The organism is Streptomyces sp. NPDC002754 (assembly GCF_053592315.1).
The window spans coordinates 84588-110070 of the sequence record NZ_JBSFVM010000020.1 but is presented as its reverse complement, the minus strand read 5'-3'; the positions used below and the strand labels follow the sequence as shown (position 1 = coordinate 110070).

Genomic DNA, 25483 nt, shown 5'->3' with positions numbered 1-25483 from the left:
GGAGGCGTGTGCCTCGGGAGTCGGTAGCCAATGGACTGTGGCGGGAAATGACGACCCAGTCGTCATTTCCCGCCACAGTCACACGCTCAACCGGCTCAGCGGCCCCTGAACTCCGGCTTCCGCCGCTCCACGAAGCTCGCGACGCCCTCGTTCGCGTCGTGCGTGCCCATGTTCAGCTCCTGCGCTGTCGCCTCCGCCGCGAACGCCGTGGAGCGGTCCGAGTCGAGGGAGGCGTTGACCAGCTGCTTGGTCATGGCGAGGGCGCGGGTCGGGCCCGCCGCGAGGCGTTCCGCCCACTCCCTCGCCACCTTGGGCAACTCGCCGTCCGGGACGACCCTGTTGACCAGGCCGAGGCGCTCCGCGTCGGTGGCGGGGACCGCGTCGCCGAAGAACATGAGTTCCTTGGCGCGCTGCGGGCCGATCAGGCGGGGGAGGAGGTACGCGCCGCCCCCGTCCGGGACGAGGCCGCGGCGGACGAACACCTCGATGAACCGCGCCGACTCCGCCGCCAGGACCAGGTCGCAGGCGAGCGCGAGGTGCGCGCCGATGCCGGCCGCCGTGCCGTTCACCGCCGCGAGCACCGGCTTCTCGCAGTCCTGGACGGCGGCGATCAGGCGCTGCGCGCCGAGGCGGATCATCCGGGCGACGTCGCCCACCACCCGTTCCCCGGTGTCCGCGCCCCCGCCCCGCAGGTCGGCCCCGGCGCAGAAGCCCTTGCCCGTCGCGGTGATCACGACGGCCCGTACGTCCGGGTCGGCGGAGGCCTCGGCGAGCAGCGCGATGACGCGTTCGCGCTGGTCCCAGGTGACGGCGTTCATGGCCTCGGGGCGGTTGAGCGTGATCCACGAGACGCCGTTGTCAGTGGCGTGCAGTACCAATGAGTCCAGGGACTTTTCCGGTTCTGCGGGTTGGTCGGGTTCTGCGGGGGAGGCATGTGTCATGGGGGAGCTCCGTCTCGGGAGTGGTTCGGCGGCGGGTGCGGCGGCGGGTTCAGCGGCACACCGCGAGCGCGTCGAGGGCGACCGCGCCCTGGCCGCGTGGCAGCACCATGAGCGGGTTGATGTCCAGCTCGGCGAGGTCGTCGCCGAGTTCGAGCGCCATCCGCTGTACGCGCAGGATCACCTCGACCAGCGCGTCGATGTCGACGGGCGGCGCGCCCCTGACCCCGTCGAGCAAGGGCCGCCCGCGGAGTTGGTCGAGCACGGCCCGCGCCTGGCTCTCGCCGAAGGGCGGTACGGCGACGGCGGTGTCCCGCAGCACCTCCACGAGTACGCCGCCGAGGCCGACGGTCACCGTGGGGCCGAACAGGTCGTCGCGGGTGACGCCGACGACCATCTCGACACCCCGCTCGACCATCTGGCAGACGAGTACGCCGTCGAGCTCGATGCCCTCGTAGCGGGCGATGTCGGTGAGCTCCCGGTACGCGTCCCGGACCTGGCTCGCCGACGTCAATTCGACCTTGACCAGGCCGAGTTCCGACTTGTGGGCCAGTTGGGGGGCCGAGGCCTTCATGACGACCGGGTAGCCGACGAGGGAGGCGGCCCGCACCGCCGCCGCCGCGCTCGTCACCAACTGCTCGCGCGGTACGCGGATCCCGTATGCCCGCAGCAGTTGCTTGGCCGCGTGCTCGCTCAGCTGGTGGCCCGGGCGCATCAGGGCCTGCGCCTTGCGGAAGGAGGGCGAGGGCGTGCGCGGCGCCTCGTCGAAGGGGGAGACGTACGAGGCCGTGAAGCGGTGGTGGTCGAGGTAGGCGCGGACCGCGGTGATGCAGTTGGCGAAGGTGCGGAAGGTCGCGACGCGGGACGAGCCGAGGAGCGTCGTGCGGTAGGCCTCCTCGGTGCCGACGGGGGAACCCCACACCACGCACACCAGCTTGTCCGTCTGTTCCGCCGCGTCCGCCAGGTCCTGGGCGAGCTTGTCGCTCATGGGCGGAAACGGGCCGGTGATCGGGCAGATGAGGACCCCGACGGACGGGTCCGCGAGGATCGCGTCGATGATTTTGCGGCCGCGCCAGTCGCCGACCGGGTGGCCGCCGTTGTCGACCGGGTTCGCCACGCTCAGATAGTCCGGTATCCACTGGTGCAGTTCGTTCTGCTTCTCCTGGGGGAGCGTGGGGAGTTGGAGCCCCGCCTCCGTCGCCAGGTCGGAGAAGTGGGCGCCGGTGCCGCCGGAGATCGAGTAGACGACGACGCCGTCGGCCTGCGGCGGCTTGGCGCGGGCGAGCAGGGCGGAGGTGTCCTGGAGCTCGTCGAGGCCGTCGACGCGGATGACGCCGAACTGCCGCATCGCGGCGTCCACGACGGTGTCGGCGCCGGTGAGCTTCCCGGTGTGGGATGCCGCGGTGCGGGCGCCGGTCTCCGTTCGGCCGACTTTCACCGCGACGACCGGCACGCCCTCGCGCGCGGCCCGGTCCGCGGCGAGGAGGAAGGAGCGGCCGTCCTTGAGGCCCTCGACGTAGCAGGCGATGGCGCCGACCTCGGGGCGCTGGGAGAAGTAGGAGATGAAGTCGGAGGTCTCCAGGTCGGCCTCGTTGCCGGTCGGTGCCCAGTGGGAGAGCCGGATGCCCAGTTCCTGGAGGGCGAAGACGGGGCGGCCCTGGTGGCCGGACTGGGTGATGAGCGCGATGGCCGGCCCTTCGAGGTCCTCGCGGAAGCGTTCGAAGGCGTTGAGGTTGGTGTTGGGGCCGAGCAGGCGCATTCCGGAGCGTTCCACGGCGGTGGAGAGCCGGGTCTGCGCGGCGGCGCCCTCGTCACCGGTCTCGGCGAACCCGGAGGCGAAGGCGACGGCGAACTTCACCTTCGTGTCCGCCAGTTGCTCGATGACGGGCAGCGGATCGGCGACGAGCAGCACGGCGAGGTCGACCTGCTCGGGCAGCTCGGCGACGGAAGGGGAGCACGGGAGGCCGAAGACGGTCTCGCGGGTGGGGTGCACCGGATACAGGCGCGCGCCGACCCGCTCCGCCCAGCCCATCAGCTGCCGGGTGATCCCGGTGTTGGGCCGCCCCTCGGCGTCGGAAGCGCCGACGACGGCGACGGACTCGGGCCGGAAGAACCGGTCCAGATCCGGTACGTCGGAGTGCAGCGGACGCCCGCTGACGTCCAGTTCTTCGCTGCCGGCCCGCCCGTGCACGGCGGGTCCGGGCTGCTCACCGCAGGCGATCACGCGGGCCCGGCGGGAGTCGGTGGTCAGGGTGCCATACGTCGATCCAAGCATCGGTCCGCCCGCTCCTGTGTGTCAGCGACATCTCTTGCCTGTGCAGTGCCTTGAAGTCCCCCCAGGGATAACTGACGCCTAGTCAGATTACAGAACTGACACTGTGTCAGGAACAGGGCTGCAGGCAAAGAGGTGAGGCGAACGTTCCGAGGGGCGTGCGCACGCGGGTGCCCCGGCGGGTCTCAGGGATCTCAGGAAGGGAGTTGTGCGGCCACTGCCTTGCCGATGCGGCCCGCGTCCAGGGCCAGTTCGCGGAGCATGCCGGATATCGGGTTCGTGTAGCCGGTGAAGTGGAGGCCGGGGAGAGCGGGGGTGCGAGGCGAGGAGGCGCGGGGGCGCCCCGTGGCGGGGTCGAGGACGTCCAGGTGCCCCACCAGGTCCTGGAGGCCCTGCCGGTATCCGGTGGCCGCGATCACCGTGTCCGGGGTGATGCGGGCGCCGTCGGACAGGACCACCGCGTCCGCGTCGAAGGAGGTGACGGCGGCGACGGGCTCGACCTTCCCGGCCCGTACGGCGTCGATGAAGCCGACGTCCTGCACCGGGATGGCGCCCTCGCGTGCCCGCGAGTAGAGGCCGGTGTCCGGGCGTCGCAGACCCTGCGCCGACAGGTCGGGGACGCTCAGCTTGCCGAGCGGCACGGCGAGCCGGTCGACCAGGCCGACCGGCAGCCGGCGGCAGAGGATGCCGGTGCGTTGGGCGGGCCAGCCGAGCGTCGTGCGGCGCACGATGTGCGGCGTGGTGCGCACGGCGATGCGCACGCGCGCGGCGCCGCCCTCGATGAGGTCGACGGCGATCTCGGTGCCGGTGTTGCCGGCGCCGACGACGAGGACGTCCCGCCCGGTGAAGGGCGCCGGGTCGCGGTACTCGCCCGCGTGCAGCAGCTTCCCGGTGTACGAGGGGGTGCCGGGCCAGTCGGGCAGGTGCGGGGTGTGGTTGTAGCCGGTGGCGACGACCACGGCGGCCGAGGTCAGCTCGCGGCCGCCGGTGGCCCGCAGCAGCCAGCCCGCACCGTCGGGGGCCCGCTCGACGCGGGTGACCTCGACGCCCGTGACGACTTCCAGGTCGTGGTGCTCGACGTACTTCTCCAGGTAGCGCACGACGTCGTCGCGGGCGACCCAGCGGCCGAAGCGGCGCGGCATCGCGAGGCCCGGGAGGCCGGAGAGGCGGCGCGTGGTGTGCAGGTGGAGGCGGTCGTAATGGCCGCGCCAGGAGGTGCCGACGCGGTCGGACTTCTCCAGGACGACGGCCCGTACACCGTGCGCCTCGAGGCCGACGGCCGCGGCGAGACCACCGGGGCCGCCTCCGATGACGTACACGGGCGGACGTTCATGGCTGCGTGCCGGTGCTTGTGGGGAGTCGGCCATGTACGGAGCGTATTCCGGCGCCGGTTTGATCGGGACCGGTCAAGACGGAAACCGGTTGCGAATTGATCACGGGTGGCGGGCGTGGGGTGCTGCCGGTGGTGTGTGCGGGGGCCTTGCGGAGGCGGTGCCGGATGCGTTGAACTGGCCTACCCGAGAAACTGACGCATCGTCAGGAAATGATTGAAGGACCGGACTTCATGGGAGCGGACTTCATGGAAGCGATATGGACGCGATAGGGCTCAGCGGCGCCGAATGGCTCGCCGTGCTGCGCATCGGGCTCGGCCTGTGGTGGCTGGAGAGCTGGCGGCACAAGGACAAGAAGGGCTGGTTCGAGCGCGGCACCGGCATCGCGTGGGCCGCCGACGTCGCGGGCAAGCACAAGTGGAACGCGGTGCGCAGCGGCTTCGAGGTCGTCGTCAAACCGCGGCCGAAGACGATGGCGTACGTCGTCGTCTACGCCGAACTGGCCCTGGGGATCGGCCTGATCCTCGGGTTCCTGACGCCGATCGCGCTGGTCGGCGGCCTGCTGCTGAACGTTCTCTACTTCACGTTGATGATCCACGACTGGGCCGAGCAGGGGCAGAACGCGATGATGGGCCTGATCTCGCTCGTCGCGCTGTTCGCCATGTCCTGGCAGGCCTGGTCCCTCGACCACGCGATCGGACTGTTCCAGTGAGCGCTGACGCCTCCGTACGTTTCGACGTTCCCGAACCCGACGCCTTCACCCGGCCCTACTGGGACGCGGCCGCCGGGGGTCGGCTGCTGCTCAGGCACTGCGCGGCGTGCGGGCGTGACCACCACTATCCGCGGGAGTTCTGCCCGTTCTGCTGGAGCGAGTCCCCCGAGGACGTGGGGTGGCGGGAGGCGAGCGGCCGGGCCACGCTCTACACGTGGTCCGTCGTGCACCGCAACGACCTGCCCCCCTTCGGGACGCGCCCCCCGTACGTCGCCGCCGTCGTCGACCTCGCCGAGGGGCCGCGGATGATGACGGAGATCGTGGAGTGCGCGGAACCCGATCTTCGGATGGGCATGGACCTGACGGTCGACTTCCGGGAGGCGGGGGGCGGCTTTGCCGTGCCGGTGTTCAGGCCGGTCGGAACGGTGTAGCCCGGCGTGTCCCGCGGGGCTACGCTGGCTGCATGAAGACCATCACGCAGCGCGAGTTCCGAAACAACTCCGCCGCTGTCATGGACGCGGTGGAGGCCGGCGAGACCTACCACATCACTCGCAAGGGCATAGAGGTCGCGGAACTGCGGCCCGTGCCGCGTCGGCGCGCGCTCAGCGCGGAGGAACTGGTCGGGCGGGCGAAGAGGCTGCCGCGAGTCGACTATGAGCAGATGCGCCGGGAAGCCGACGAATTCTTCGGGACAGAGGGCCTTGTCGGTGAAGCCGACGACGATCCGTGGGAGCGCGGTCGTGGCTGAGCGGGATGCCCGGGGTGTGCTCGACACGTGCGCATATGTGGATCTGGCGTTGATCGACCCGGCGGGGTTGCCGCGCACCCCGGAGCTGACCGCCATCAGTCTCGCGGAGCTGCATCAAGGGGTCGGCATGGCCAAGGACCCGGTGGAGCGTGCGAGGCGAACCGAGCGGCTCGGCGATGCGGTGAACGCCTTCCCCGCCCCCTTGCCCTTCGGTGCGGAGGCGGCCGCGCGATACGGAACCCTGGTGGCGCTGGCCCTTGCCGGGCGGCGGGACCCCCGACCCAGGAAGCTCGACCTCATGATCGCGGCCATCGCTTCGGCCAACGGGCTGCCGCTGTATACGCGCAACATCAAGGACTTCAAGGGGCTGGAGAGCGTACTGACGGTCGTCGCGGTGTGAGGGGTGAGGTCGGCCGGGCCCGGCGCGTGGCGGGAGCCGAAGAGGTGCTGCTCTTCACGGACCTCGCCAACCCGACGAGCAACGCCCTCTACCAGCGCCTCGGCTACCGGCCGGTCCGGGAGTTCGCGGTGTGGGAGTTCACGGGCAATTCAAGCCCCTGCGGCGTGGTCACGGCCACAGCAACTCCTTGGCCCAGCCGCCCTCCGCCGTGCGCCGGTACCTGAGGCGAACGTGGCGGCGGCGGGGGTCGCCCTGGAAGAACTCGACCTCGTCCGGGGTCAGCTCGTAGACCGTCCAGGACGGGGCCGCGGCGTCCGGTTCGCGCTGCGCGCGCTCCCACGCGGCGTCCGAGGCGCGCTCTAACTCCTCGTAGGAGCCGAGCGGTTCGCTCTGGTGGCCGACGAGGGCGGAGGCGAGCGCGCCGGTCGAGCGGGCGTGCAGATCCGCGTGGGCGGCCTCGGGCGGCGCCGTGCGGACGGGGCCGCGGACCCGGATCTGGCGGCCCTGCGCCGGCCAGTAGAAGCCCAGCGCCGCGTACGGCCGGGCGGCGAGCTGGCGGCCCTTCGCGCTGCCCGCGTGCGAGGCGAAGTGCCAGCCGTGCGCCTCGTCCGCGCCGTGCAGCATCACCGTACGGACATCGGCGCGGCCCTCGGAGTCCGTCGTCGCGAGCGACGGGGTGTGCGGCTCGGGCTGGCCCGCCGCCACGGCCGCGGCGAACCACTCGACGAAGAGTTCCAAGGGCGCGGCGGGCGCGTCCCGCGGGTCGAAGGCGGGCAGCTCGGTGTCCCACACGCGCAGGCTCCGCAGCAGGGCGTCCAGATCGGGTTCCGGTACCGGTTCCAGTTCCATGGGCTCGATTCTCGCCCGTGCCGCCCGTGCCGCTTCACTCACCCGACGGTCGCGCCACCGCCCGGCGCCCCGGGGCCGAGTCCGGCCAGGCGACGTCGTCGATCGAGAGCCAGGGCGCCGCGGCCAGGGCCGTCGGGGTCAGGCCCGTGAACTCCCGTACGTCGCGGTGCAGATGGGGCTGGTCGACGTAGCCGCTCGCGGTGGCGGTGTCGGCGGCCGGGCGGCCCGCCGCGAGGAGGTGGGCGGCGTGGTCGAAGCGGATCAGGCGGGCGGCGCGTTTGGGGGAGATGCCGAGCTGCGCGTGAAAGCGGGCGGACAGGCGCTTGCGGCTCCACCCGATCTCGTCCGCCAGGCCGTCGACCCGCACCTGCCCCCGCAGGCCGAAGGCGCGCCGCCAGGCGAAGGCGACCTCGGGATCGACGCGGCGGACGGCGAGACGGCGGCCGATGAGGGCTGCCGCGATCGCGAACCGATCGTCCCAGGAATCGGCGGCGCGCAACCGCTCCTCGGCCCGTACGGCGTCGCGGCCCCAGAGGTCCGCCAGGGGTACGACAGCCCCGCTGAGGTCGACCGACGCGCCGAGGACGGCCGTGGCCACGGCCGGCCGGAGCCGGATCTGGAGGCACTCGCCCGTGCTGCCGCCGGTCCTGACGTCCCTCGGCAGCAGCCCCACGGCGATGCTCCCGTATCCGCGCCGCCCACCGGCCTCGTGGAAGAGGCCGCCTGCCCGGCCGTCGTCCCGGCCGTCCCCTTGGGCGCCGCCCTCGCTCAGGTCGATGAGCAGGGTGACGAAGGGGTGGGCGACCATGGCGATGGCCCTGTCGAAGCCGGCCGGGGGCGGTCCGTGCGCCAGGAAGCCCGCCATGCTGACCCCCGGCAGCCGGTCCCGCGGGCGTGGGACCGCGATGTCCACGCTCGTCCAGTCGGGCGACGGCCTTCTCGACGACAGCACGGATCCAGTCTAGGTCTGGGTCTGGGTACGGGGGCGGGTATCGGTATGGGGCCGGGTCTGTGGCCTGCTCGCGTTCAGGTCACCGGCCGCCGACGTGAACGCGAGCAGGGGTTCGCCGGTCCCGGCCGGGTCCTCGAACATGGCCAAGTGGCCGACACCCGGCAGCAGTTCGACCCGGGCGCCGGGCACCGCTTCGTACCGGTGCGCGGACGCCGGGTCCCAGCGCGGGTCGGCCGTACCGAAGAGGACCAGGACGGGGACGTCGAGCGCGGCGAGCCGCTCGGGCACGCTGCGCTCCGCGACGTATTCGGTGTAGTGGCGCAGCATCGCCCGCAGCGTGCGGTACTCGAGGTCCCGTACGTCGGCGACGACGTTGTCCGGGATGTTCACCGGGCGGGCGGCCGTCATGGCCATCCCCTTGCGGATCATCGCGTCGGAACGCCTCGCCCACAGGAGCGCGCCGAAGGGCGGGGCCAGCAGCACCCGGTGGAGGAGCGGCTGCGGCAGCAGCGCGTCGGGGCTCGGTCCTGTGCTGACCAGCGCGAGCGAGCGCACCAGGTCGGGGCGGCTTTCGGCGAGGGCGGTGGCGATGTAGCCGCCGCTGGAGTGCCCGCCCACGGCGACGTGCCGCAGGCCGAGACCGTCGAGGACCCGCGCCACCCGCTCGGTCTGCGCGGGTACGTCGTACGTCGGCGCGGGCGGGGAGTGCCCGCAGCCCGGGAGGTCGACCCGGATCACGTGATGGTGTCCGGCGAGGAGGGGGACCACCGGGTCCCAGGTCGAGCCCGAGGCCCCGGACCCGTGGATGAGGAGCAGCGGGGGAGCCTCGCGCGGTCCGTCGTGGACCACGTGCGTCCCGGATGAGTGCGTAGCGTCGTATTCGCCCATATCGGCGATGATGCGGCGGCCTGGCCGGCCCGTCTTGTACGAATGTCAGCCGTCACCGGCGAGCTGGGCGGGCGGCACCCCGTGGACCTCAGTCCCGCCCCAGCACCACCGTCCCCGCCGAGCAGAACCAGCCGCCCGTGCCCGAGGCGACGGCGAGCTGCGGCAGTGAGCCATCGGACCGCCGCACCTGGTGGCCGCCCGCCTCGCCGCGCAGTTGGCGTGCCGCCTCCACGAGGAGGAACAGGCCGCGCATGCCGGGGTGTTGGGCGGAGAGGCCACCGCCGTCCGTGTTCGTCGGCAGCTCGCCGTCGTGCAGGAGGCGCCCCTTCTCGACGAACGCGCCGCCTTCCCCCTTGGCGCAGAAGCCGAGGTCCTCCAGCGTCACGAGCGTCATGTACGTGAAGGCGTCGTAGATCTCCGCGATGTCGATCTCGTCCGGCCGCACCCCCGCCCGCTCGAACGCGAGCCGTCCGCTGACCGCCGCCGGTGAGACGGTGAAGTCGTCCCACTCGGACATCGTGGTGTGGGAGACGTGCTCGCCCGAACCGAGCACCCACACCGGCGGCTTCGCGCAGTCCGCCACCAGGTCCTCCGCGACCAGGAGCACCGCCGCGCCGCCGTCCGAGCGTATGCAGCAGTGCAGCTTGGTGAAGGGGTCGGCGATCATCGGCCCGTCGAGGACCTCGTCGACCATGATCGGGTCGCGGAACATGGCGTCCGGGTTGCGGGAGGCGTTCGCGCGGGCCTGGACCGCGACCTGGGCCAGCTGCTCGAGCGTCGTGCCGTACTCGTGCATGTGGCGGCGGGCGGCCATCGCGTACTTGGCGATCAGCGAGTGGCCGTACGGGACCTCGAACTGGAGCGGTCCGCGCGCGCCGAAGGAGAGGTTCGAGGTGCGGCGCTTCGCCTTGATGTCGGCGCGGGCCGTGGAGCCGTAGACGAGGAGGACGGCGCGCGCGTGGCCTGCCCGGATCGCGTCGGCCGCGTGCGCCGCCATGACCTCCCAGGTGGAGCCGCCGACCGAAGTGGAGTCTACCCAGCGGGGTTTGAGGCCCAGGTACTCGGCGACCTCGACCGGCGCGAGGGTGCCGAGGCCGGCCGAGGCGAAACCGTCCACGACATCCGGGGTGAGCCCCGCGTCGGCGAGCGCCCGGCGGGCGGCCTGGGCGTGCAGGGCGTAGGGAGTGGCTTCGTCGACGCGGCCGCAGTCGGAGAGGGCGATGCCCGTGATGGCGACCTTGCTTCCGCTTTCAGTCATCCTGGCTCCCGGCTTCAGTCATCCTGGCTCCCGGTCTCAGTCATGAATCTGACGGTACATCAGATACGGGGGTGCGGAGGAGGGTGCGGGCGAGCGTGGGGACGGGTGCGCGGTCTAGTGTGCGTAGCTCTGGGCATCCGACGACAGTCGTCCTAACATGACGCCCCGTCAGAAAGGGGCCCACATGGACGCCAGGTTCACCGAGGAACAGCAAGAGATCCGCCGTACCCTGCGCGAACTCGCCACCAAGCGCTGCACCCCGGACGACGTCAAGGCCGCCACCCGCACCCCCGTCGGCCATGACCTCGCCCTGTGGGGCACCCTCAGCACGCAGCTCGGCCTCCCGGGGCTCGCGCTGCCGCAGGAGTACGGCGGTGTGGGCGGGTCGTTGGTGGAACTCGCGCTCGCGACGGAGGAGTTGGGTCGTGTCCTCGCACCCACGCCGCTGCTCGCCACCAGCGGGCTCGCGGCCCCGCTGATCTCTACCCTCGGCACGGAGGCCCAGCGCGCCGCGCTGCTGCCGAGGATCGCCGAGGGCACCCTGACCGCGACGCTCGCCGTGCCCGGCACGGGCCTCGCTACCGCCCTCGGGCTCGTCGCCGACAACGCGGGCGACTGGGCGGGCGGCGGACGGGCCGGCGGCGTGCAGGCGGCCCGACAGGAGGGCGGGTGGCGGCTCTACGGGCAGGCCGAGCAGGTGCTCGACGGCCACAGCGCCGGGCTGCTGCTCGTCGCCGCGCACACCGGAGGCTTCGCCCGCTCCCGCACGCTCCTGTTCCTCGTACGGGAGGACGCCCCCGGGCTCGTCCGCGTACGCCAGACGGCCATGGACGAGACGCGGCCGCAGGCGCGCGTCGAACTCCGTGACGTGGCGGCCGAGTTGCTGGGTGAGGAGAGCGGCGACGTGAATGCGGCGCTCGCCGCCGTCGGGGACACCGTCGCCACGCTGCTCGCCGCCGAGGCCGTCGGCGCCGCGGACCGGGCCCTTGAACGGACCGTCGAGTACGTCAAGGAACGGGAGCAGTTCGGTCGGCCCGTCGGGTCCTTCCAGGCCGTGAAGCACCGGCTGGCCGACGTGTACGTGACGGTGCAGGCGGCGCGCTCGGCCGCGTACTACGCGGCGTGGGCCGCGAGCACCGCCGACGAGGCGCCCGTCGGCGGGCTCGCGCTCGCCCAGGCGCTGGAGGCGTTGCGGACCGGGGCGGGGGAGGCCGTGCAGCTGCACGGCGGCATCGGGTTCACCTGGGAGCACGAGGCGCACCTGTATCTGAAGCGGGCCACTGGCGACGAGCTGCTGTTCGGGCCCGTGCACCTGCTGCGGGACCGTGCCGCGCAGGCCGCAGAGCTGTTCGCGCCGGGGCCCCGCCTGGAGGTGGCGGTCTGATGGCGCCGCCGGGCATCAAGCTGGTGCAGAAGGTGTCGTCGACGCGGACGTTCGGCCGCCTCGCGCCGCACGTCATCCCCGTGCTCGACCGCACCGTGCACCGGCTCACGCGCGGAAAGGTGCTGCTCAGCGCGCAGATGCTGCCGGGCGTGATCCTCACCGTGCGGGGCGCGAAGAGCGGGATCGAGCGGCGTACTCCACTCGCGTGCATGCCCGAGGAGGAGGCCGGGACGTGGCTGCTGATCGGGTCGAACTTCGGGCGCCCCGGTCATCCCGCCTGGACCGCGAATCTGCTCGCGCATCCGGACGCCGAGATCAACTGGCACGGGACGGACATCCTGGTGACGGCCCGGCTCCTGGAGGGCGGTGAGCGGGAGGATGCCTGGGAGGCGGCGCTTAAGTTCTGGCCGCCCTACGCCGCGTACCAGCGGCGGGTGGAGCGGCAGATCCGGCTGTTCCGCCTTGAGCGCCGCTGAGCGACGGGCCGGGAACTGCAACAGCGGCGGCTCGCGTTGCACCACGCGAACCGCCGCTGCACGACAGGACCAGGAAGAGTTACTTGGTGGGCTTCTTTCCGGTCACGCCCAGGTGCACCAACAGTGCGAGGTTCGGCTTGAGTTCGGCCTGCTTGACGCCCCAGGTCTGGAAGCCCCTCTGGTGCGAGGCGACCGCCGCGAGCATCGCGACCAGTGAACCGGCGACCGCGGCCGGGCTCACGTCCTTGTCGACCTTTCCCTTGTCCTGAAGGTCCTTGACGGCGTCCGCGAGGGAGTTGTTCACCGAGTTCAGGATCTTCATGCGGAGCTTGTAGAAGCGCTTGTCGCCCTCGGCCGCGCCGAGGTCGACGACGCGCAGGATCGCGTCGTTCTTGCGCCAGAACTCCAGGAAGCCGTCCACGAGTTCCTGCGCCGTGGCCCAGCCGGCCTTGCCGACCCAGGAGCGGTCCGCGACCAGTTCGGTCAACCCCGCGCCCGCGGTGGCCATTTGCTCGGCGATCTCCAGGACGGCGCCCTCGACATCCGGGAAATACTGGTAGAAGGTCGCGGGCGAAGTGCCCGCCTTTCGCGCGACATCAATGACTTTGACGTCCCGGTAGGGCGAGGAGCTGAGCATCTCGCCGAGGCAGTCGAGCAGCTTCTGACGTGTCGCCTGACCACGCCGGCCGGCCACGCGGCCGTCGACGGTCCGTACTTGTCCTGTCATGCCGTCAGCTTACCGAGGGGTGATCGGAGCGCGATCTGGCCGACTGCAAATGGGGTTGGCCGTCATGACCTCTGGTCAAATGACGCGCCGTGAGCGACCGGAATTGGCCAAACGTTCGAATTTCAAGCGCGGTGGCCCGTCCGGCCTGGTTAGCGTGACGCTCATGCGCCCCGCCCGCCGCGACCGGCTCGATCCTCCCGATTTTCCCGAAGGGGCCCCGTGCTGGGCCGACGCCCGGCTCGCGGACGTCGAGGCCGGAAAGCGGTTCTACGGCGACCTCTTCGGCTGGACCTTCGACGAGGGCGCGGGCGCCGAGCGCGGCTACTACACGGCGGCCTACAGCGGGGACCGCTCCGTCGCCGCCCTCGCCCCCGCGAACCGGGGCGCCCGCTGGCGGGTCCACCTCGCGGTACGCGACGCGTACGCCGCCGCCGAACGGGTCTTCGCGGCGGGCGGCCACATCGTGGCGGGGCCGCTGCCCGGCGGCACGGCGGCGACGGTGGCGCTCGCGCGGGGGCCGGAGGGGGCCGTGTTCGTACTGCGGCAGGCGGGGACCCATCGAGGTTTCGAGGGGGTGGGCGGGGCCGGGGCGTTCCGCGGCGCGGAGCTACTGACACCGGACGCCGCGTTGAGCGATTCCTTCTACGGCGCCGTATTCGGAGAGGGGGCGTTCGCGGGGGCCTCGTCCGAGGGAACTGCCCCTGGGGCGGTCTCGTTCGAGGGGGCCGCTCCAGGGACGGTCTCGTCGGAAGGGGCCGCTCCAGGGGCAGCCTCATCCGAGAGGGCCGACCCCGGGACGGTCTCGTTCGAGAGAGCCGACCCCGGGACGGTCTCGTTCGGGGGGACCGGACCCGGGGACGGCCCCTCCTGGGAGGCGGTGCGCCGTAGGGTCGTCTCCGAGGGGCCCGGCCGGTTCCTGCTCCACTTCGGCTGCGCCGACGTCGACGCCACGGCGGCGGCCGCGGTCCGCCTCGGCGGGCGGGTCCGGGTGGGTCCGCGTCCCATGGCGTACGGACGGGCCGCCGTGATCCAGGATGATCAAGGCGCGGTGTTCGTGGTGTGCGAGCAGGCATGAGAGGCCCCGAATACTCCGAGACACCCCGTTTTGACCCGAGGTTCGCAACTGAGGGCCGGGACAGGAAGAATCGGGGTGCGTGCCGCCGTGGCGCTTCGGTGGTGAGACGCTGACGGGGCCGTGAGTGCGGTGGCCCGCACGGGGAGGTGGCAGGCGAGTGATGGATCAGCTGACGCAGCACGATCCGAGGCGGATCGGTCCGTTCGAGGTTCTGGGACGGCTCGGCGCGGGCGGCATGGGCCTGGTCTATCTGGCGCGCTCGGCCTCGGGCCGACGCGTGGCGATCAAGACGGTGCGTACGGAACTCGCGGAGGACCAGCTCTTCCGGGTCCGTTTCACGCGCGAGGTCGAGGCGGCACGGGCGGTGTCCGGCTTCTACACGGCCGCCGTCGTCGACGCCGACCCGCGCGCGGCCGTGCCCTGGCTCGCCACCGCGTACGTCCCCGCGCCCTCCCTCGAAGAAATAGTGAACGAGACCGGGCCGCTGCCCGCCCAGGCCGTCCGCTGGCTCGCCGCGGGCGTCGCCGAGGCCCTGCAGTCGATCCACGGCGCGGGCCTGGTGCACCGCGACCTCAAGCCGTCGAACGTGCTGGTCGTCGAGGACGGCCCGCGCGTCATCGACTTCGGCATCGCGTCCGGCGTCTCGAACACGCGCCTGACCATGACGAACGTGGCGGTGGGCACACCCGCGTACATGTCGCCGGAGCAGGCGAAGGACTCGCGGAGCGTGACGGGGGCGTCGGACGTCTTCTCGCTCGGCTCGACGCTCGTCTTCGCGGCGACCGGGCACGCCCCGTTCCACGGCGCGAACCCGGTCGAGACCGTGTTCATGCTGCTGCGCGAGGGCCCCGACCTGGAGGGACTCCCGGCGGAGCTGCGGCCGCTGCTGGAGGCGTGCATGCAGATGGACGCGGCGCAGCGGCCGTCGCCCGCCGACCTCCAGTCGCAGCTCGCCCCGCACCTGTTCGGCGCGGGCAGCGACGACAGCGGCACCGCGTCCGCCTGGCTGCCCGAGCGCTCCGTCGCCCTGATCGAGTCGCGCCGCGGCGGCCGCCCCGCCCCCAAGCCGCCCATGAGCCGCGGGCCCGGCCCGGGTGCGCACGCCGCTCCGAACGGGCACGCCCCCATCCCCGCCATGCCCTCGCAGCCGCCCGCGCCGCCGATGTCCCCGGACGGCTGGCGGCACTCGCCGGTGCCCGCGGGTCAGAGCCTCGTCGCGGACGGCCCTGTGCACCTCGCGGGGGCGCAGGTGCCGATCGGTCCAGGACCGCGGGTCGCCGACGCGCGGGCCGCCGCCGTGAAGGCGCCGCCCGCCGAATCGGGCCTCGCCGGATCCTGGTCCCGCGCCAAGCCCGCCGTGAACGGCTCGCACGAACCGGTCGTGCCCGCGCCGGCCGCCGCCGAGGGCGCGCCCTGGCGGCCCTGGCGGTTCCGCATGTCGAACGACGTGTGGGGCACGCCCGCCGTGGCGGACGACCTCGTCTACGTCACGTCGTTCGAGGTGCACGTCCTGGACGTGGCCACCGGCCGGCGCCGCTTCAAGACCCGTGACGTCGCCTGGTCCATGGCCGTCGCCGACGGCTGCATCCACGCCTCCGACGGCCCCACCCTGTGGGCGCTCGACGCCCGCGAGGGCGGCGACCTGTGGCGCATCCAGACCGATGCCTGGGTGTACGCGATGCAGGCCGGCCGCGGCACCGTCGTCACCGCAACGCGCGGCGGCGGCGTCCAGGCCCGCGAGGCCGTCAGCGGCGACCTCCAGTGGGAGATCACCGGCTGCCAGACCGACTTCGAGGCCGCGGAGGCCGGACCCGTCATGCACGACGGCACGGTCTACGTATGGCAGGACGCACGCCTTCGCGCCCTCGACGCCCGTACGGGTGACGAGCGCTGGTCGTACCCGATCGGCGACGCGGCCTCCTGCGGCGGCGTCCCGATGCGCCTGACGCCCGCGTCCGACGGCCATGTGTACGTCGCCGCGGGCACCCGCGTCCTCGCCATCGACGCCGCCTCCGGGCACGTCCGCTGGCACTTCGAGGCCCCGGCCGTGTTCCTCTCGCCGCCCGCGTTCGCCCCCGGCGCCGCGGTCACCGGCGGCGGCGTCTACCTCGTCGACCACCTCGGCACCGTGTACGCGCTCGACGCCACGGACGGCCGGGACCGCTGGCGCATCGCGACGGAGGCCAGGCCCGCGTCGGTCGACCCGGCCCTGGTGGCGCAGGGCCACGTGCACGTCGGCTCCGGCCAGGGGCTCTACACGCTTGACGCCGTGACCGGCACCCCGAAGTGGCGCTTCCAGGCAGGCGGCGAGATCGTCGGGGCGCCCGTGGTGGCGGACGGGCGGATCCACTTCGGCTCCACGGACCACCTGCTCTACACGCTGAAGGCCGACGACGGCCGCCTGCGCTGGAAGCTCGCCACGGGCGGCGAGATCACGGGCACACCGGTCGTGCGGGACGGCGTCGTCTACGCGTGCAGCAAGGACCGTTGCGTGTACGCGCTGGACGCGGAGAAGGGAACGGGGACCAGCCGCTAGCGGCTCGACGGTAGGGTGCCTCGCGTGATGAAACGGGGACTGAAACTGACAGCGGTGGCGACCTTGGTGGTGGTGGCCCTCACGGGGTTCACCACCGGCCGGAGCCACGGACACTCCAAGAGCCGGAGCAGTAGCAGCGGGGGCGGGTGCAGCAGCTCCTCCCAGAGCCACGACTCGACCTCCTCGACCGTCTCCAAGGGCGGCGGCAGCAGCTACACCCGGCACACCACGCACCGCTCCACGACGTCGTCCTCCACCACGAGGAACCTGCGGGACGGCACCGTGAAGCTGCTCGAGTGCGCAAGCGCGGACCAGGAGTACGCCCTGGTCACGGTCACCAACCCGAACAACAGGAAGCTGCGGTTCGACGCGCACGGCACGTTCCTCGCCGCGGACGGCAGGACGGTGGCCGACCGGCACAAGGAGGTCGAGGTGGCCGCGGACGGCAAGGTGACCGTGGGGGTGCAGGTCGGCAGCAGGACCCTCGCCGCCGACGTCGCCCACTGCGACATCGACCCGAAAGCCGTCCTACTGCGCTGACGACACACTCAGCGCACCCTGAACTCCCGGTTCTGCGTACGGGAGTTGAAAAGGTCGGCCTGCCGCTCCGGCGGCAGGTTGCCCAGCTTGATCAGGTCCGGGGCACGGGCGAAGGCGTGCGAACGGGTGGCCTCGTTCGCGGCCCACAGCGCCTTCACCGTGCCCTGTACGGCCTCGGTCGGGTGGCCCGCGACGATCGTCGCGCAGCGCAGCGCCGCCGCCAACGCCCCGCCGGGCTCCGTCACTTCGGACACCAGGCCCACCTCGTACGCCCGCCGCGCCGACATCCGTTCCGCCGAGCCCATCAGGGCGAGCCGGGCCACCTCGCCCGGTGGCATCCGGTGCGCGAGGTAGATCGACTCGAAGGCGTTGACCATGCCGTACGTGGTGTGCGGGTCGAAGAACGTCGCCGTCTCGTCCGCGACCACGAACTCCGATTCGCCGATCAGGTAGAACGCCCCGCCGCACGCCATGCCGTTGACCGCGGCGACGACCGGCTTCCACAGGTCGTTGGCCTTCGGGCCGACCGTGGGAAGCGGATCGTCCGCCGAGTACGGGGAGTCCGGTTGCGGCACATCCCACCCGCGGTCGATGCCCGTACAGAACGCCCGGTCGCCGGCCCCGGTCAGGACGATCGCCCGCACGGTGTCGTCGAACCGGAACTCCCGCCATGTCGCGGCCAGTTGAGCGACCGTGGCCTGGTCGAGTGCGTTGTGGCGGTGCGGGCGGTCGAGGGTGACGGTGGCGACGCCCGTGCCCTTGTCGATCTCCGTGGTCACGGTCATGGGCGCTCCAGGACCCAGCGCGGCACCGCCACCCCGTCGACCTCCGCGAACGCCACCTGCACCCGCGCGCCGATCTTGATGCGGTCCGGGTCGACGGAGTTGAGCGGGGCGTCGGCGGCGGAGACCAGATTGCCGACGAGCCGGATCCGGGGCGCCTCGGCCAGTTCGACGACGATCGCGTTGTACGGGGCCTGGGCGGCGTAGGCGGGAAGCAGCGGCGGGTGCGGGATGACGTAGGACCAGATGCGTCCGCGGCCGCTCATCCTGCGCCATTCGCTGTCGAAGGACTGGCAGAGCGGGCAGCAGGGGCGGGGCGGGAAACGGAGTTCTCCGCAGGTGGGGTTGGCGCAGGCCTGTATGCGGAGTTCGCCGCGGGTGGCGTAGTCCCAGAAGGGGGCGCCGTCGTCGTCGGGGGTGGGGGTGAGGAGTTGTGAGGTCGTCGTTGCGTCTGCCATGAGTGTTCCTTCACGGAAGAGTGGTTGCGGTCTCGGGGCTCCGCCCCGGACCCCGCTGCTCAATCGCCGCAGGGGCTTGAAATGCCCACCCGGCGTTTGGGGCTTGAACTAGGCGCGCAGCAAAAGCGCCGACGTTGGCACCCCCTCGCCCGCCGTCACCAGGCAGGTCTCCGCGTCCGGGACCTGCGCCGTACTCACCCCCCGCAACTGCTTCACGCCCTCGTTGATGAGGTTGAACCCGTGGACGTACGCCTCGGACAGCCCGCCGCCACCCGTGTTGATGGGTAGACGACCGCCGATCTCGAGCGCCCCGCCCTCCGTGAACGCCGCCCCCTCGCCGCGCCCGCAGAACCCGTACCCCTCGAGGGAGAGCGGGATGAGCGGGGTGAACGCGTCGTAGATCTGGGCGACGTCGACGTCCTCGGGGGTGACGTCCGCGTTCTTCCACAGGTGACGGGCCGCCGTCCACGCGGGCCCGGTCAGCGGGTCGTCGTTCCAGTAGTTGACCATGCCGTGGTGCTGCGCGGGCAGGCCCTGGGCCGCAGAGTGGACGTAGACCGGCTTCTGCCGGCAGTCGCGGGCCCGCTCGGCGGAGACGATGACGCACGCCAACGCCCCGTCCGTCTCCAGGCAGTTGTCGAAGAGGCAGAGCGGCTCGCTGATCCACCGCGAGGTCATGTAGCTGTCGCGGGTCATGGGGCGCTCGTACATCATCGCGGCCGGATTCTGATTGGCCCTGTTTCGGCAAGCGAGCGCGACGTTGAACAGGTGATCCCGCGTCGCGCCGTACTCGTGCATGTAGCGGCGGGCCAGCATGCCGATCTCGTCGGCCGGGCGGAGCAGCCCGTACGGGCGTGTCCACTGGGCGGGCGTGGGGAGTTGGACGGCCGTGTTCTTCCACGGGCGCGGGCCCGAACCGCGCTTGCGGGAGCGCCACGCGATGCCGACGCTCGCCTGTCCGGTGGCTATCGCGGCGACGAGGTGGGCGACCGTCGCGCACGAACCGCCGCCCCCGTAGCCGACCTTGGAGAAGAAGGTGACGTCTCCGGCGCCGATGGACTTGGCCACCTCGACCTCGTCCGTCTCCTCCATCGTGTAGGAGGCGAAGGCGTCGACCTCGGACGGGGATATCCCCGCGTCGTCGAGCGCTTCGATGATCGCCCGGCACGCCAACGTCTTCTCGGATTCCGGGAGTTGCTTCGCGAAGGCCGTCTGTCCGATACCGACGATGGCCGTCGCGTCCTTGAGTCCCGCCATGGGCACCCCCACTTGGTTCCGTCTGCCGCCTGTCCGGTGTGCTGACAGCGCGTCAGGCTACAGCTAATCTGACGGTTAGTCAGCTACGGCGTTGTGGGAGGTCGTTCGATGCGTACGGATGGCGAGTGGGGAACGGTCCCGGAGCTGGTACGGGACGCTGCCGAACGGTACGGCGAGCGCGAGGCCGTGGTCGAGGGGCGTGCCCGCATCTCGTACGCGGAACTCGGTGAACGCGTCGAGCGGGCCGCGGCGGCGTGCATGGCGGCGGGTGTCGAGGCGGGGGACCGGGTCGCGGTCTGGGCGCCGAACACGCTGGACTGGATCGTCTCGGCGCTGGGCGCGGTGAGCGCGGGGGCCGTCCTCGTACCGCTCAACACGCGCTTCAAGGGCGGCGAGGCCGCCGACATCCTGGCCCGCTCCAGGGCCCGGCTGCTGTTCGTCACGGGTACGTTCCTGGGCACGTCCTACGTGGCGTCACTGCGCCGCGCGCAGGAGGCGGGCGCCGAACTGCCCGCCCTGGAACAGGTGGTGGTGTTCGGCGACGGCGCCCCCGAAGCTCCCGGCTACCGGAGCTGGAAGGAGTTCCTGGCCGCGGGCGACAAGGTCACGGCCGCCGAGGTCCGCGAACGTGCCGCCGCGGTCGACCCCACCGCCCCCTCGGACATCATCTTCACCTCCGGCACGACAGGCCGCCCCAAGGGCGCCGTCATCACCCACGCGCAGACGCTGCGCGGCTACGAGATCTGGGCGGACCTCGCGGGCCTGCGCGAGGGCGACCGCTATCTGATCGTGAACCCGTTCTTCCACACGTTCGGCTACAAGGCGGGCGTCCTCGCCTGCCTGATGCGGGGCGCCACGATGGTGCCGCAGCCCGTCTTCAACGTGGACACGGCCCTCGCCAACATCGCGTCCGAGCGCATCTCGGTGCTGCCGGGCCCGCCCACGCTCCACCAGTCCCTCCTCGACCACCCCTCGCGCGACTCCCACGACCTGTCGGCGCTGCGGCTCGTCGTGACGGGCGCCGCGGTGGTCCCCCTGCGCCTCGTGGAACGGCTGCGCGGCGAGCTGCACGTGGCCACCGTCCTCACCGCGTACGGGCTCTCCGAGTCCAGCGGCATCGCCACGATGTGCCGCCGCGGCGACCCGGCGGAACTGATCGCCGAGACGTCCGGGCGGGCGATACCGGGCACGGAGGTCCGGGTCGACTCGGCCGCCCCCGGCGAACCGGGCGAGGTCCTGGTCCGCGGCTTCAACGTCATGCGTGAGTACTTCGAGGACCCTGCCGCCACCGCCGAGGCGATCACCGAGGACGGCTGGCTGCACACCGGTGACGTCGGGGTCATGGACGCGGCCGGGTACCTCCGGATCACCGACCGCATCAAGGACATGTTCATCGTCGGCGGCTTCAACGCCTATCCGGCCGAAATAGAGCAACTCCTCGGCCTGCACCCGGCGGTGGCCGACGTCGCGGTCGTCGGCGTCCCCGACGGCCGCCTCGGCGAGGTCGGCAAGGCGTACGTCGTGCGCAGGCCGGGCGGCGTCCTCACCGAGGACGACCTCATCGCCTGGGCGCGCCGCGAGATGGCCAACTACAAGGTGCCGAGGTCGGTCGGATTCGTGACGGAACTCCCGCGCAACGCCTCCGGCAAGGTGGTGAAGGGGGAGCTACGGGCGACCCGCGCCTGAGGCTCCCCCCCGACGTCAGCGCGCGACGAACTGCGTCAGAATCGCCTGCACCTCGTAGATGTCGACGCCCTTGGTGAAGGTCTTCTCGATCGGCACCGAGTTCCCTGAGATCCAGATCTTCAGCTCGGCGTCCAGATCGAAGTGACCGGCCGTCTCCACGGCGAAGTGCGAGATGCTGCGGTACGGCACCGAGTGGTACTCGACCTTCTTGCCCGTCATCCCCTGCTTGTCGATGAGGACCATGCGCCGGTCCGTGAGCAGGATCGCGTCCCGTATCAACTGATAGGCGCCGTATATCTGTTCACCCTGCCCGAGCAGCCGCCCGTAGTCCTGCGCCGCCTTGGCCGGGTCGATCGGATGAGCGTTGCCGAACAGTGCCATGTGGATCCCCGTTTCGTCGTCGTGTTCCTGGGTCGTTCCGAGAACGGGCGAAATCGCACGAAGGTTCCCCCGCTACTGCCGCCACGCACAACGGGCCGCGGCGGCACGTACAGGGTGCGGTCAGAGCTTCTCGGGGGTGCGGATGCCGAGCAGTGCCATGCCGCGGTGCAGCGTCCGGGCCGTCAGGTCGCACAGGAACAGGCGGTTCTCCACCTGCTCCGTCGAATCCGCCTTCAGGACCGGGCACTTGTCGTAGAACGTCGTGTAGAGGGACGCCAACTGGTACAGGTACGCCGCCAGCTTGTGCGGCGCGTACTCGGCCGCCGCCTCGAAGACCGTGTCGCCGAACGCGTCCAGGTGCAGGCCCAACGCCCGCTCCGCCGGAGCCAGTTCGAGCTCCGCGTGGGCCGCCGGAGCCACGCCGGAGCCCGCCTTGCGCAGGATCGACTGGATACGGGCGTACGCGTACTGGAGGTAGACGGACGTGTCACCGTTGAGCGACACCATCTGGTCCAGGTCGAACTTGTAGTCACGGCTCGGCGACGTCGACAGGTCCGCGTACTTCACCGCACCGATGCCGACCTGCTGCGCCCGCTCCTGGATCTCGGCCTCGGTCAGGTCCCGCGCCTTCTCCCGCACGACCTCGGCGGCACGCTGCACCGCCTCGTCGAGCAGGTCCTCCAGGCGCACCGTCTCGCCCGCACGCGTCTTGAACGGCTTGCCGTCCGCGCCGAGCACCGTGCCGAACGCGACGTTGTGCGAACTCACCTCGTCGGACAGCCAGCCCGCGCGCCGCGCCGTCTCGAAGACCATCTTGAAGTGCAGCGACTGACGGACATCGACCACGTAGAGGAGCGACGTGGCGTGCAGGTCCTGGACCCGGTTGCGGATCGCCGTCAGGTCGGAGGCCGGGTAGCCGAAGCCGCCGTCGGCCTTCTGCACGATCAGCGGGACCGGCTGGTCGTCCTTGCCCTTGATGTCGTCGAAGAAGACGACGAGCGCGCCCTCGGAACGGACCGCGACGCCCGTCTCCTCCAGGATGCGGGCCGTCTCCGGCATGCCGTCGTTGTACGCCGACTCGCCGACGATCTCGTCGTCCCGGATCTCCATGTCGAGCTTCTCGAAGACCGAGTAGAAGTAGACCTTCGACTCGTCGACGAACCGCTGCCAGTGGCCGAGGGTCTCCTGGTCGCCGGACTGCAGGGCGACGACCCGCTTGCGGGCGCGCTCCTTGAAGTCCTCGTCCGCGTCGAAGACCGCCCGCGACGCCTTGTAGATCCGGTTCAGCGTCGACATGGCCCGCTCGCCGTCGGTGTCCGTGCCGGCCGGCAGCTCGTCCGGGTGCTCGATCACGTACTGGATGAGCATGCCGTACTGGGTGCCCCAGTCACCGATGTGGTGCCGGCCGATCGTCTCCTCGCCGATGAAGTCGAGCATGCCGCGCAGCGCGTCGCCGATCACGGCGGACCGCAGGTGCCCGACGTGCATCTCCTTCGCCACGTTCGGCTGCGCGTAGTCGATGACCGTGATGCCCGGCTCCGCCTTCGTGGGCACGCCCAGCCGGTCCGTGTCGGCGGCGCGCGCCGCGAGCGTGTCGGTGATCGCCCGGTCGGTGACCGTCACGTTCAGGAAGCCGGGGCCCGAGACCTCGACGTCGGCGATCAGCTCGCCGTTCGTGATCTTCTCGACGACCTGCGTGGCCAGCTCCCGCGGGTTCGCCTTCGCCTTCTTGGCGAGGGCCAGGATCCCGTTGGCCTGGTAGTCGGCCCGGTCACTACGTCGCAGCAGCGGGTCCGCGCCGCCGGCCTCCGGCAGGGCGGAAGTCAGGGCGTCGGCGAGGCGTGCGTTGACGTTGGCGGTGATGGACTTGACCGGGGCCATGTAGGGGCTGCCGTTCTGGTCGGGGCGGGTGGAATGCACGGCCAGTATCCCAGAGCCGTACCGCGAAGCCGTAACGCGTTTTCGTTCCGCACCGGGAAGCTGGGAGAATGGGATGGGCAGAGGTGAAGCCCCACCCCGGATTCGAAGAGAGGGACAACCGATCGTGGCCCAGAGCACAGGCGCGGAGACCCAGGATTGGGTCTCCCGATACGCGGACGATGTCATCGCCGAGTCCGAGCGTCGTGCCCCGGGGAAACCGGTCGTCGTCGCCTCCGGCCTCTCCCCGTCCGGCCCGATCCACCTCGGCAACCTCCGCGAGGTCATGACCCCGCACCTGGTCGCCGACGAGATCCGCCGCCGCGGGTACACCGTGCGGCACCTGATCTCCTGGGACGATTACGACCGGTACCGCAAGGTCCCGAACGGCGTCCCCGGTACCGACGCGTCCTGGGCCGACCACATCGGCAAGCCGCTGACCTCGGTCCCGGCCCCGCAGGGCTCGGCGTACCCGAACTGGGCGGAGCACTTCAAGGCCGCCATGGTCGACGCCCTCGCCGAGATGGGCGTCGAGTTCGACGGCATCAGCCAGACCGAGCAGTACCAGGCCGGCACGTACCGCGAGCAGATCCTGCACGCGATGAGGCACCGCGGCGACATCGACGCGATCCTCGACCAGTACCGCACGAAGAAGGACCCGGCCAAGGCGGGTAAGAAGCCGCAGCAGAAGCAGCAGCAGAAGGCCGTCGACGAGGCCGAGCTGGAGGCCGCCGAGGGCTCCGGCGCCGCGTCCGAGGACGACGGCAGCGGCGGCGCGGGCGGCTACTACCCGTACAAGCCGTTCTGCGGCGAGTGCGGCAAGGACCTCACCACCGTCACGTCCTACGACGACGAGACGACCGAGCTGTCCTACACCTGCACCCTCGACGGCTTCACCGAGACGGTCCCGCTCTCCGAGTTCAACCGCGGCAAGCTGGTCTGGAAGGTCGACTGGCCGATGCGCTGGGCCTACGAAGGCGTCATCTTCGAGCCGTCCGGCGTCGACCACTCATCGCCGGGCTCCTCCTTCCAGGTCGGCGGGCAGATCGTCGACCAGATCTTCGGCGGCAAGCAGCCCATCGGCCCGATGTACGCCTTCGTGGGTATCAGCGGCATGGCCAAGATGTCGTCGAGCAAGGGCGGGGTCCCCACCCCCGGCGACGCGCTCCAGATCATGGAGCCGCAGCTGCTGCGCTGGCTGTACGCCCGCCGCAGGCCCAACCAGTCGTTCAAGATCGCCTTCGACCAGGAGATCCAGCGGCTCTACGACGAGTGGGACAAGCTCGCCGCGAAGGTCGCCGACGGCACCGTGCTGCCCGCCGACGCCGCCGCGTACAGCCGCGCCATCGGCGTCGCGGGACGCGAGCTGCCCCGCACCCCGCGCCCGCTGCCGTACCGCACGCTCGCCTCCGTCGCCGACGTCACCGCCGGGGACGAGGAGCAGACCCAGCGGATCCTCTCCGAGCTCGACCCGGAGAACCCGGTCACCGACCTGGACACCGTCCGCCCCCGGCTCGACAAGGCCGAGGCCTGGATCACCAAGTACGTACCCGCCGAATCCCGCACCATCGTGCGCACCGAGCCCGACGCGGAGGCGCTGGCCGCGCTCGACGAGCAGGGGCGGGAGTCCATCCGGCTGTTGCTGGACGGGCTCGACGACCACTGGTCGCTCGACGGCCTGACCCACCACGTGTACGGCGTTCCGAAGGTGCAGGCCGGCTTCCCCGCCGACGCCACCGCCAAGGAACTCCCCGCCGAGATCAAGGTCGCCCAGCGCTCGTTCTTCGCGCTGCTCTACCACCTGCTCGTCGGCCGCGACACCGGGCCGCGACTGCCCACGCTGCTCCTCGCCGTCGGCGCGGACCGCGTGCGCAAGCTGCTCGGGGCGTAACGGGTCACCGGACACACGTGAGGGG

The 25483-nt window shown here is 71.6% G+C and carries 24 protein-coding genes and 1 pseudogene; 12 read left to right on the top strand and 13 right to left on the bottom strand.

The genetic code is table 11. The annotated features are described in order from the left end of the window. Positions 1-95 precede the first annotated feature (95 nt). From ACWD2L_RS29805 to ACWD2L_RS29795, 3 genes are all read right to left on the bottom strand, one after another. Complete coding sequence (locus ACWD2L_RS29805; protein WP_351340461.1) at positions 96-941, bottom strand: enoyl-CoA hydratase/isomerase family protein; 846 nt, start codon at positions 939-941, stop codon at positions 96-98. Between the two features lie 49 nt (positions 942-990). Then, the gene (locus tag ACWD2L_RS29800) at positions 991-3213 is read right to left on the bottom strand and encodes an acetate--CoA ligase family protein (protein ID WP_351340459.1); all 2223 of its coding nucleotides are present in this window, start codon (positions 3211-3213) and stop codon (positions 991-993) included. A 191-nt stretch (positions 3214-3404) separates the two neighbouring features. Then, positions 3405-4577, bottom strand: coding sequence for a flavin-containing monooxygenase (locus tag ACWD2L_RS29795; protein WP_351340456.1), 1173 nt, complete (start codon positions 4575-4577; stop codon positions 3405-3407). A gap of 223 nt (positions 4578-4800) precedes the next feature. Here ACWD2L_RS29795 and ACWD2L_RS29790 point away from each other — a divergent pair, with 223 nt between their 5' ends. From ACWD2L_RS29790 to ACWD2L_RS29770, 5 genes and pseudogenes are all read left to right on the top strand, one after another. Then, positions 4801-5253, top strand: a complete 453-nt coding sequence (locus ACWD2L_RS29790; RefSeq protein WP_351340453.1) for a DoxX family membrane protein — start codon at positions 4801-4803, stop codon at positions 5251-5253. Then, complete coding sequence (locus ACWD2L_RS29785) at positions 5250-5684, top strand: Zn-ribbon domain-containing OB-fold protein (protein WP_351340446.1); 435 nt, start codon at positions 5250-5252, stop codon at positions 5682-5684. The genes ACWD2L_RS29790 and ACWD2L_RS29785 overlap by 4 nt, the downstream gene beginning before the upstream one ends. Before the next feature lie 32 nt (positions 5685-5716). Further along, complete coding sequence (locus ACWD2L_RS29780) at positions 5717-6001, top strand: type II toxin-antitoxin system Phd/YefM family antitoxin (protein WP_351340444.1); 285 nt, start codon at positions 5717-5719, stop codon at positions 5999-6001. Continuing rightward, positions 5961-6401 (top strand): type II toxin-antitoxin system VapC family toxin, encoded by a 441-nt coding sequence (locus ACWD2L_RS29775; protein ID WP_351340441.1) that lies wholly within the window; start codon positions 5961-5963, stop codon positions 6399-6401. Before ACWD2L_RS29780 ends, ACWD2L_RS29775 begins: the two co-directional genes overlap by 41 nt. Then, positions 6326-6625, top strand: a pseudogene (locus tag ACWD2L_RS29770) (GNAT family N-acetyltransferase); the annotation flags it as partial. The gene ACWD2L_RS29775 and the pseudogene ACWD2L_RS29770, both read left to right, overlap by 76 nt. On the opposite strand, the gene ACWD2L_RS29765 reads toward ACWD2L_RS29770, so the two are convergent. From ACWD2L_RS29765 to ACWD2L_RS29750, 4 genes are all read right to left on the bottom strand, one after another. Next, complete coding sequence (locus tag ACWD2L_RS29765) at positions 6570-7250, bottom strand: pyridoxine/pyridoxamine 5'-phosphate oxidase (RefSeq protein ID WP_351340439.1); 681 nt, start codon at positions 7248-7250, stop codon at positions 6570-6572. The pseudogene ACWD2L_RS29770 and the gene ACWD2L_RS29765 overlap by 56 nt on opposite strands. Before the next feature lie 34 nt (positions 7251-7284). After that, positions 7285-8202, bottom strand: a complete 918-nt coding sequence (locus tag ACWD2L_RS29760; protein ID WP_351340437.1) for an AraC family transcriptional regulator — start codon at positions 8200-8202, stop codon at positions 7285-7287. 9 nt (positions 8203-8211) lie between these two features. Further along, on the bottom strand, positions 8212-9090 hold the full coding sequence (locus ACWD2L_RS29755; protein ID WP_351340434.1) for an alpha/beta fold hydrolase: 879 nt from the start codon (positions 9088-9090) through the stop codon (positions 8212-8214). Between the two features lie 88 nt (positions 9091-9178). Continuing rightward, positions 9179-10348, bottom strand: a complete 1170-nt coding sequence (locus ACWD2L_RS29750) for a thiolase C-terminal domain-containing protein (RefSeq protein ID WP_351340431.1) — start codon at positions 10346-10348, stop codon at positions 9179-9181. A 184-nt stretch (positions 10349-10532) separates the two neighbouring features. Here ACWD2L_RS29750 and ACWD2L_RS29745 point away from each other — a divergent pair, with 184 nt between their 5' ends. Together ACWD2L_RS29745 and ACWD2L_RS29740 are read left to right on the top strand one after the other, a co-directional pair. Continuing rightward, positions 10533-11732 carry an acyl-CoA dehydrogenase family protein gene (locus ACWD2L_RS29745; protein ID WP_351340428.1) on the top strand — a complete coding sequence of 400 codons (1200 nt, stop codon included), beginning with the start codon at positions 10533-10535 and terminating at the stop codon, positions 11730-11732. Beyond that, positions 11732-12208, top strand: coding sequence for a nitroreductase family deazaflavin-dependent oxidoreductase (locus ACWD2L_RS29740; RefSeq protein WP_351340425.1), 477 nt, complete (start codon positions 11732-11734; stop codon positions 12206-12208). Before ACWD2L_RS29745 ends, ACWD2L_RS29740 begins: the two co-directional genes overlap by 1 nt. A 79-nt stretch (positions 12209-12287) precedes the next feature. On the opposite strand, the gene ACWD2L_RS29735 is transcribed toward ACWD2L_RS29740, so the two are convergent. Further along, on the bottom strand, positions 12288-12935 hold the full coding sequence (locus ACWD2L_RS29735; RefSeq protein WP_351340422.1) for a TetR family transcriptional regulator: 648 nt from the start codon (positions 12933-12935) through the stop codon (positions 12288-12290). A 163-nt stretch (positions 12936-13098) separates the two neighbouring features. Here ACWD2L_RS29735 and ACWD2L_RS29730 point away from each other — a divergent pair, with 163 nt between their 5' ends. The 3 genes from ACWD2L_RS29730 (at position 13099) to ACWD2L_RS29720 (ending at position 17086) form a co-directional block, all read left to right on the top strand. Then, complete coding sequence (locus ACWD2L_RS29730; protein ID WP_351340419.1) at positions 13099-14010, top strand: VOC family protein; 912 nt, start codon at positions 13099-13101, stop codon at positions 14008-14010. A gap of 157 nt (positions 14011-14167) precedes the next feature. Further along, on the top strand, positions 14168-16546 hold the full coding sequence (locus ACWD2L_RS29725) for an outer membrane protein assembly factor BamB family protein (protein ID WP_351340416.1): 2379 nt from the start codon (positions 14168-14170) through the stop codon (positions 16544-16546). A gap of 27 nt (positions 16547-16573) precedes the next feature. Further along, positions 16574-17086 (top strand): hypothetical protein, encoded by a 513-nt coding sequence (locus tag ACWD2L_RS29720; RefSeq protein ID WP_351340491.1) that lies wholly within the window; start codon positions 16574-16576, stop codon positions 17084-17086. An 8-nt stretch (positions 17087-17094) separates the two neighbouring features. Here ACWD2L_RS29720 and ACWD2L_RS29715 read toward each other — a convergent pair whose 3' ends face one another. The 3 genes from ACWD2L_RS29715 to ACWD2L_RS29705 all read right to left on the bottom strand — a co-directional run bounded on the left by ACWD2L_RS29715 (position 17095) and on the right by ACWD2L_RS29705 (position 19583). Next, entirely contained in the window at positions 17095-17871 is a 777-nt protein-coding gene (locus ACWD2L_RS29715) for an enoyl-CoA hydratase/isomerase family protein (protein WP_351340413.1), read from the bottom strand. Further along, positions 17868-18326: a Zn-ribbon domain-containing OB-fold protein gene (locus ACWD2L_RS29710; RefSeq protein WP_351340410.1), complete on the bottom strand. Its 459-nt coding sequence runs from the start codon at positions 18324-18326 to the stop codon at positions 17868-17870. The genes ACWD2L_RS29715 and ACWD2L_RS29710 overlap by 4 nt, the downstream gene beginning before the upstream one ends. A gap of 108 nt (positions 18327-18434) precedes the next feature. After that, complete coding sequence (locus tag ACWD2L_RS29705; protein ID WP_351340407.1) at positions 18435-19583, bottom strand: lipid-transfer protein; 1149 nt, start codon at positions 19581-19583, stop codon at positions 18435-18437. Between the two features lie 108 nt (positions 19584-19691). On the opposite strand from ACWD2L_RS29705, the gene ACWD2L_RS29700 reads away from it, so the two are divergent. Continuing rightward, on the top strand, positions 19692-21269 hold the full coding sequence (locus tag ACWD2L_RS29700) for a FadD3 family acyl-CoA ligase (RefSeq protein ID WP_351340405.1): 1578 nt from the start codon (positions 19692-19694) through the stop codon (positions 21267-21269). Positions 21270-21284: 15 nt separating this feature from the next. On the opposite strand, the gene ACWD2L_RS29695 is transcribed toward ACWD2L_RS29700, so the two are convergent. Together ACWD2L_RS29695 and argS are read right to left on the bottom strand one after the other, a co-directional pair. Further along, complete coding sequence (locus ACWD2L_RS29695) at positions 21285-21650, bottom strand: PH domain-containing protein (RefSeq protein WP_351340402.1); 366 nt, start codon at positions 21648-21650, stop codon at positions 21285-21287. 120 nt (positions 21651-21770) lie between these two features. Further along, positions 21771-23531 carry an arginine--tRNA ligase gene (argS, locus tag ACWD2L_RS29690; protein WP_351340488.1) on the bottom strand — a complete coding sequence of 587 codons (1761 nt, stop codon included), beginning with the start codon at positions 23529-23531 and terminating at the stop codon, positions 21771-21773. 112 nt (positions 23532-23643) lie between these two features. On the opposite strand from argS, the gene lysS reads away from it, so the two are divergent. Further along, positions 23644-25458 carry a lysine--tRNA ligase gene (gene lysS, locus ACWD2L_RS29685; protein WP_351340400.1) on the top strand — a complete coding sequence of 605 codons (1815 nt, stop codon included), beginning with the start codon at positions 23644-23646 and terminating at the stop codon, positions 25456-25458. Positions 25459-25483 lie beyond the last annotated feature (25 nt).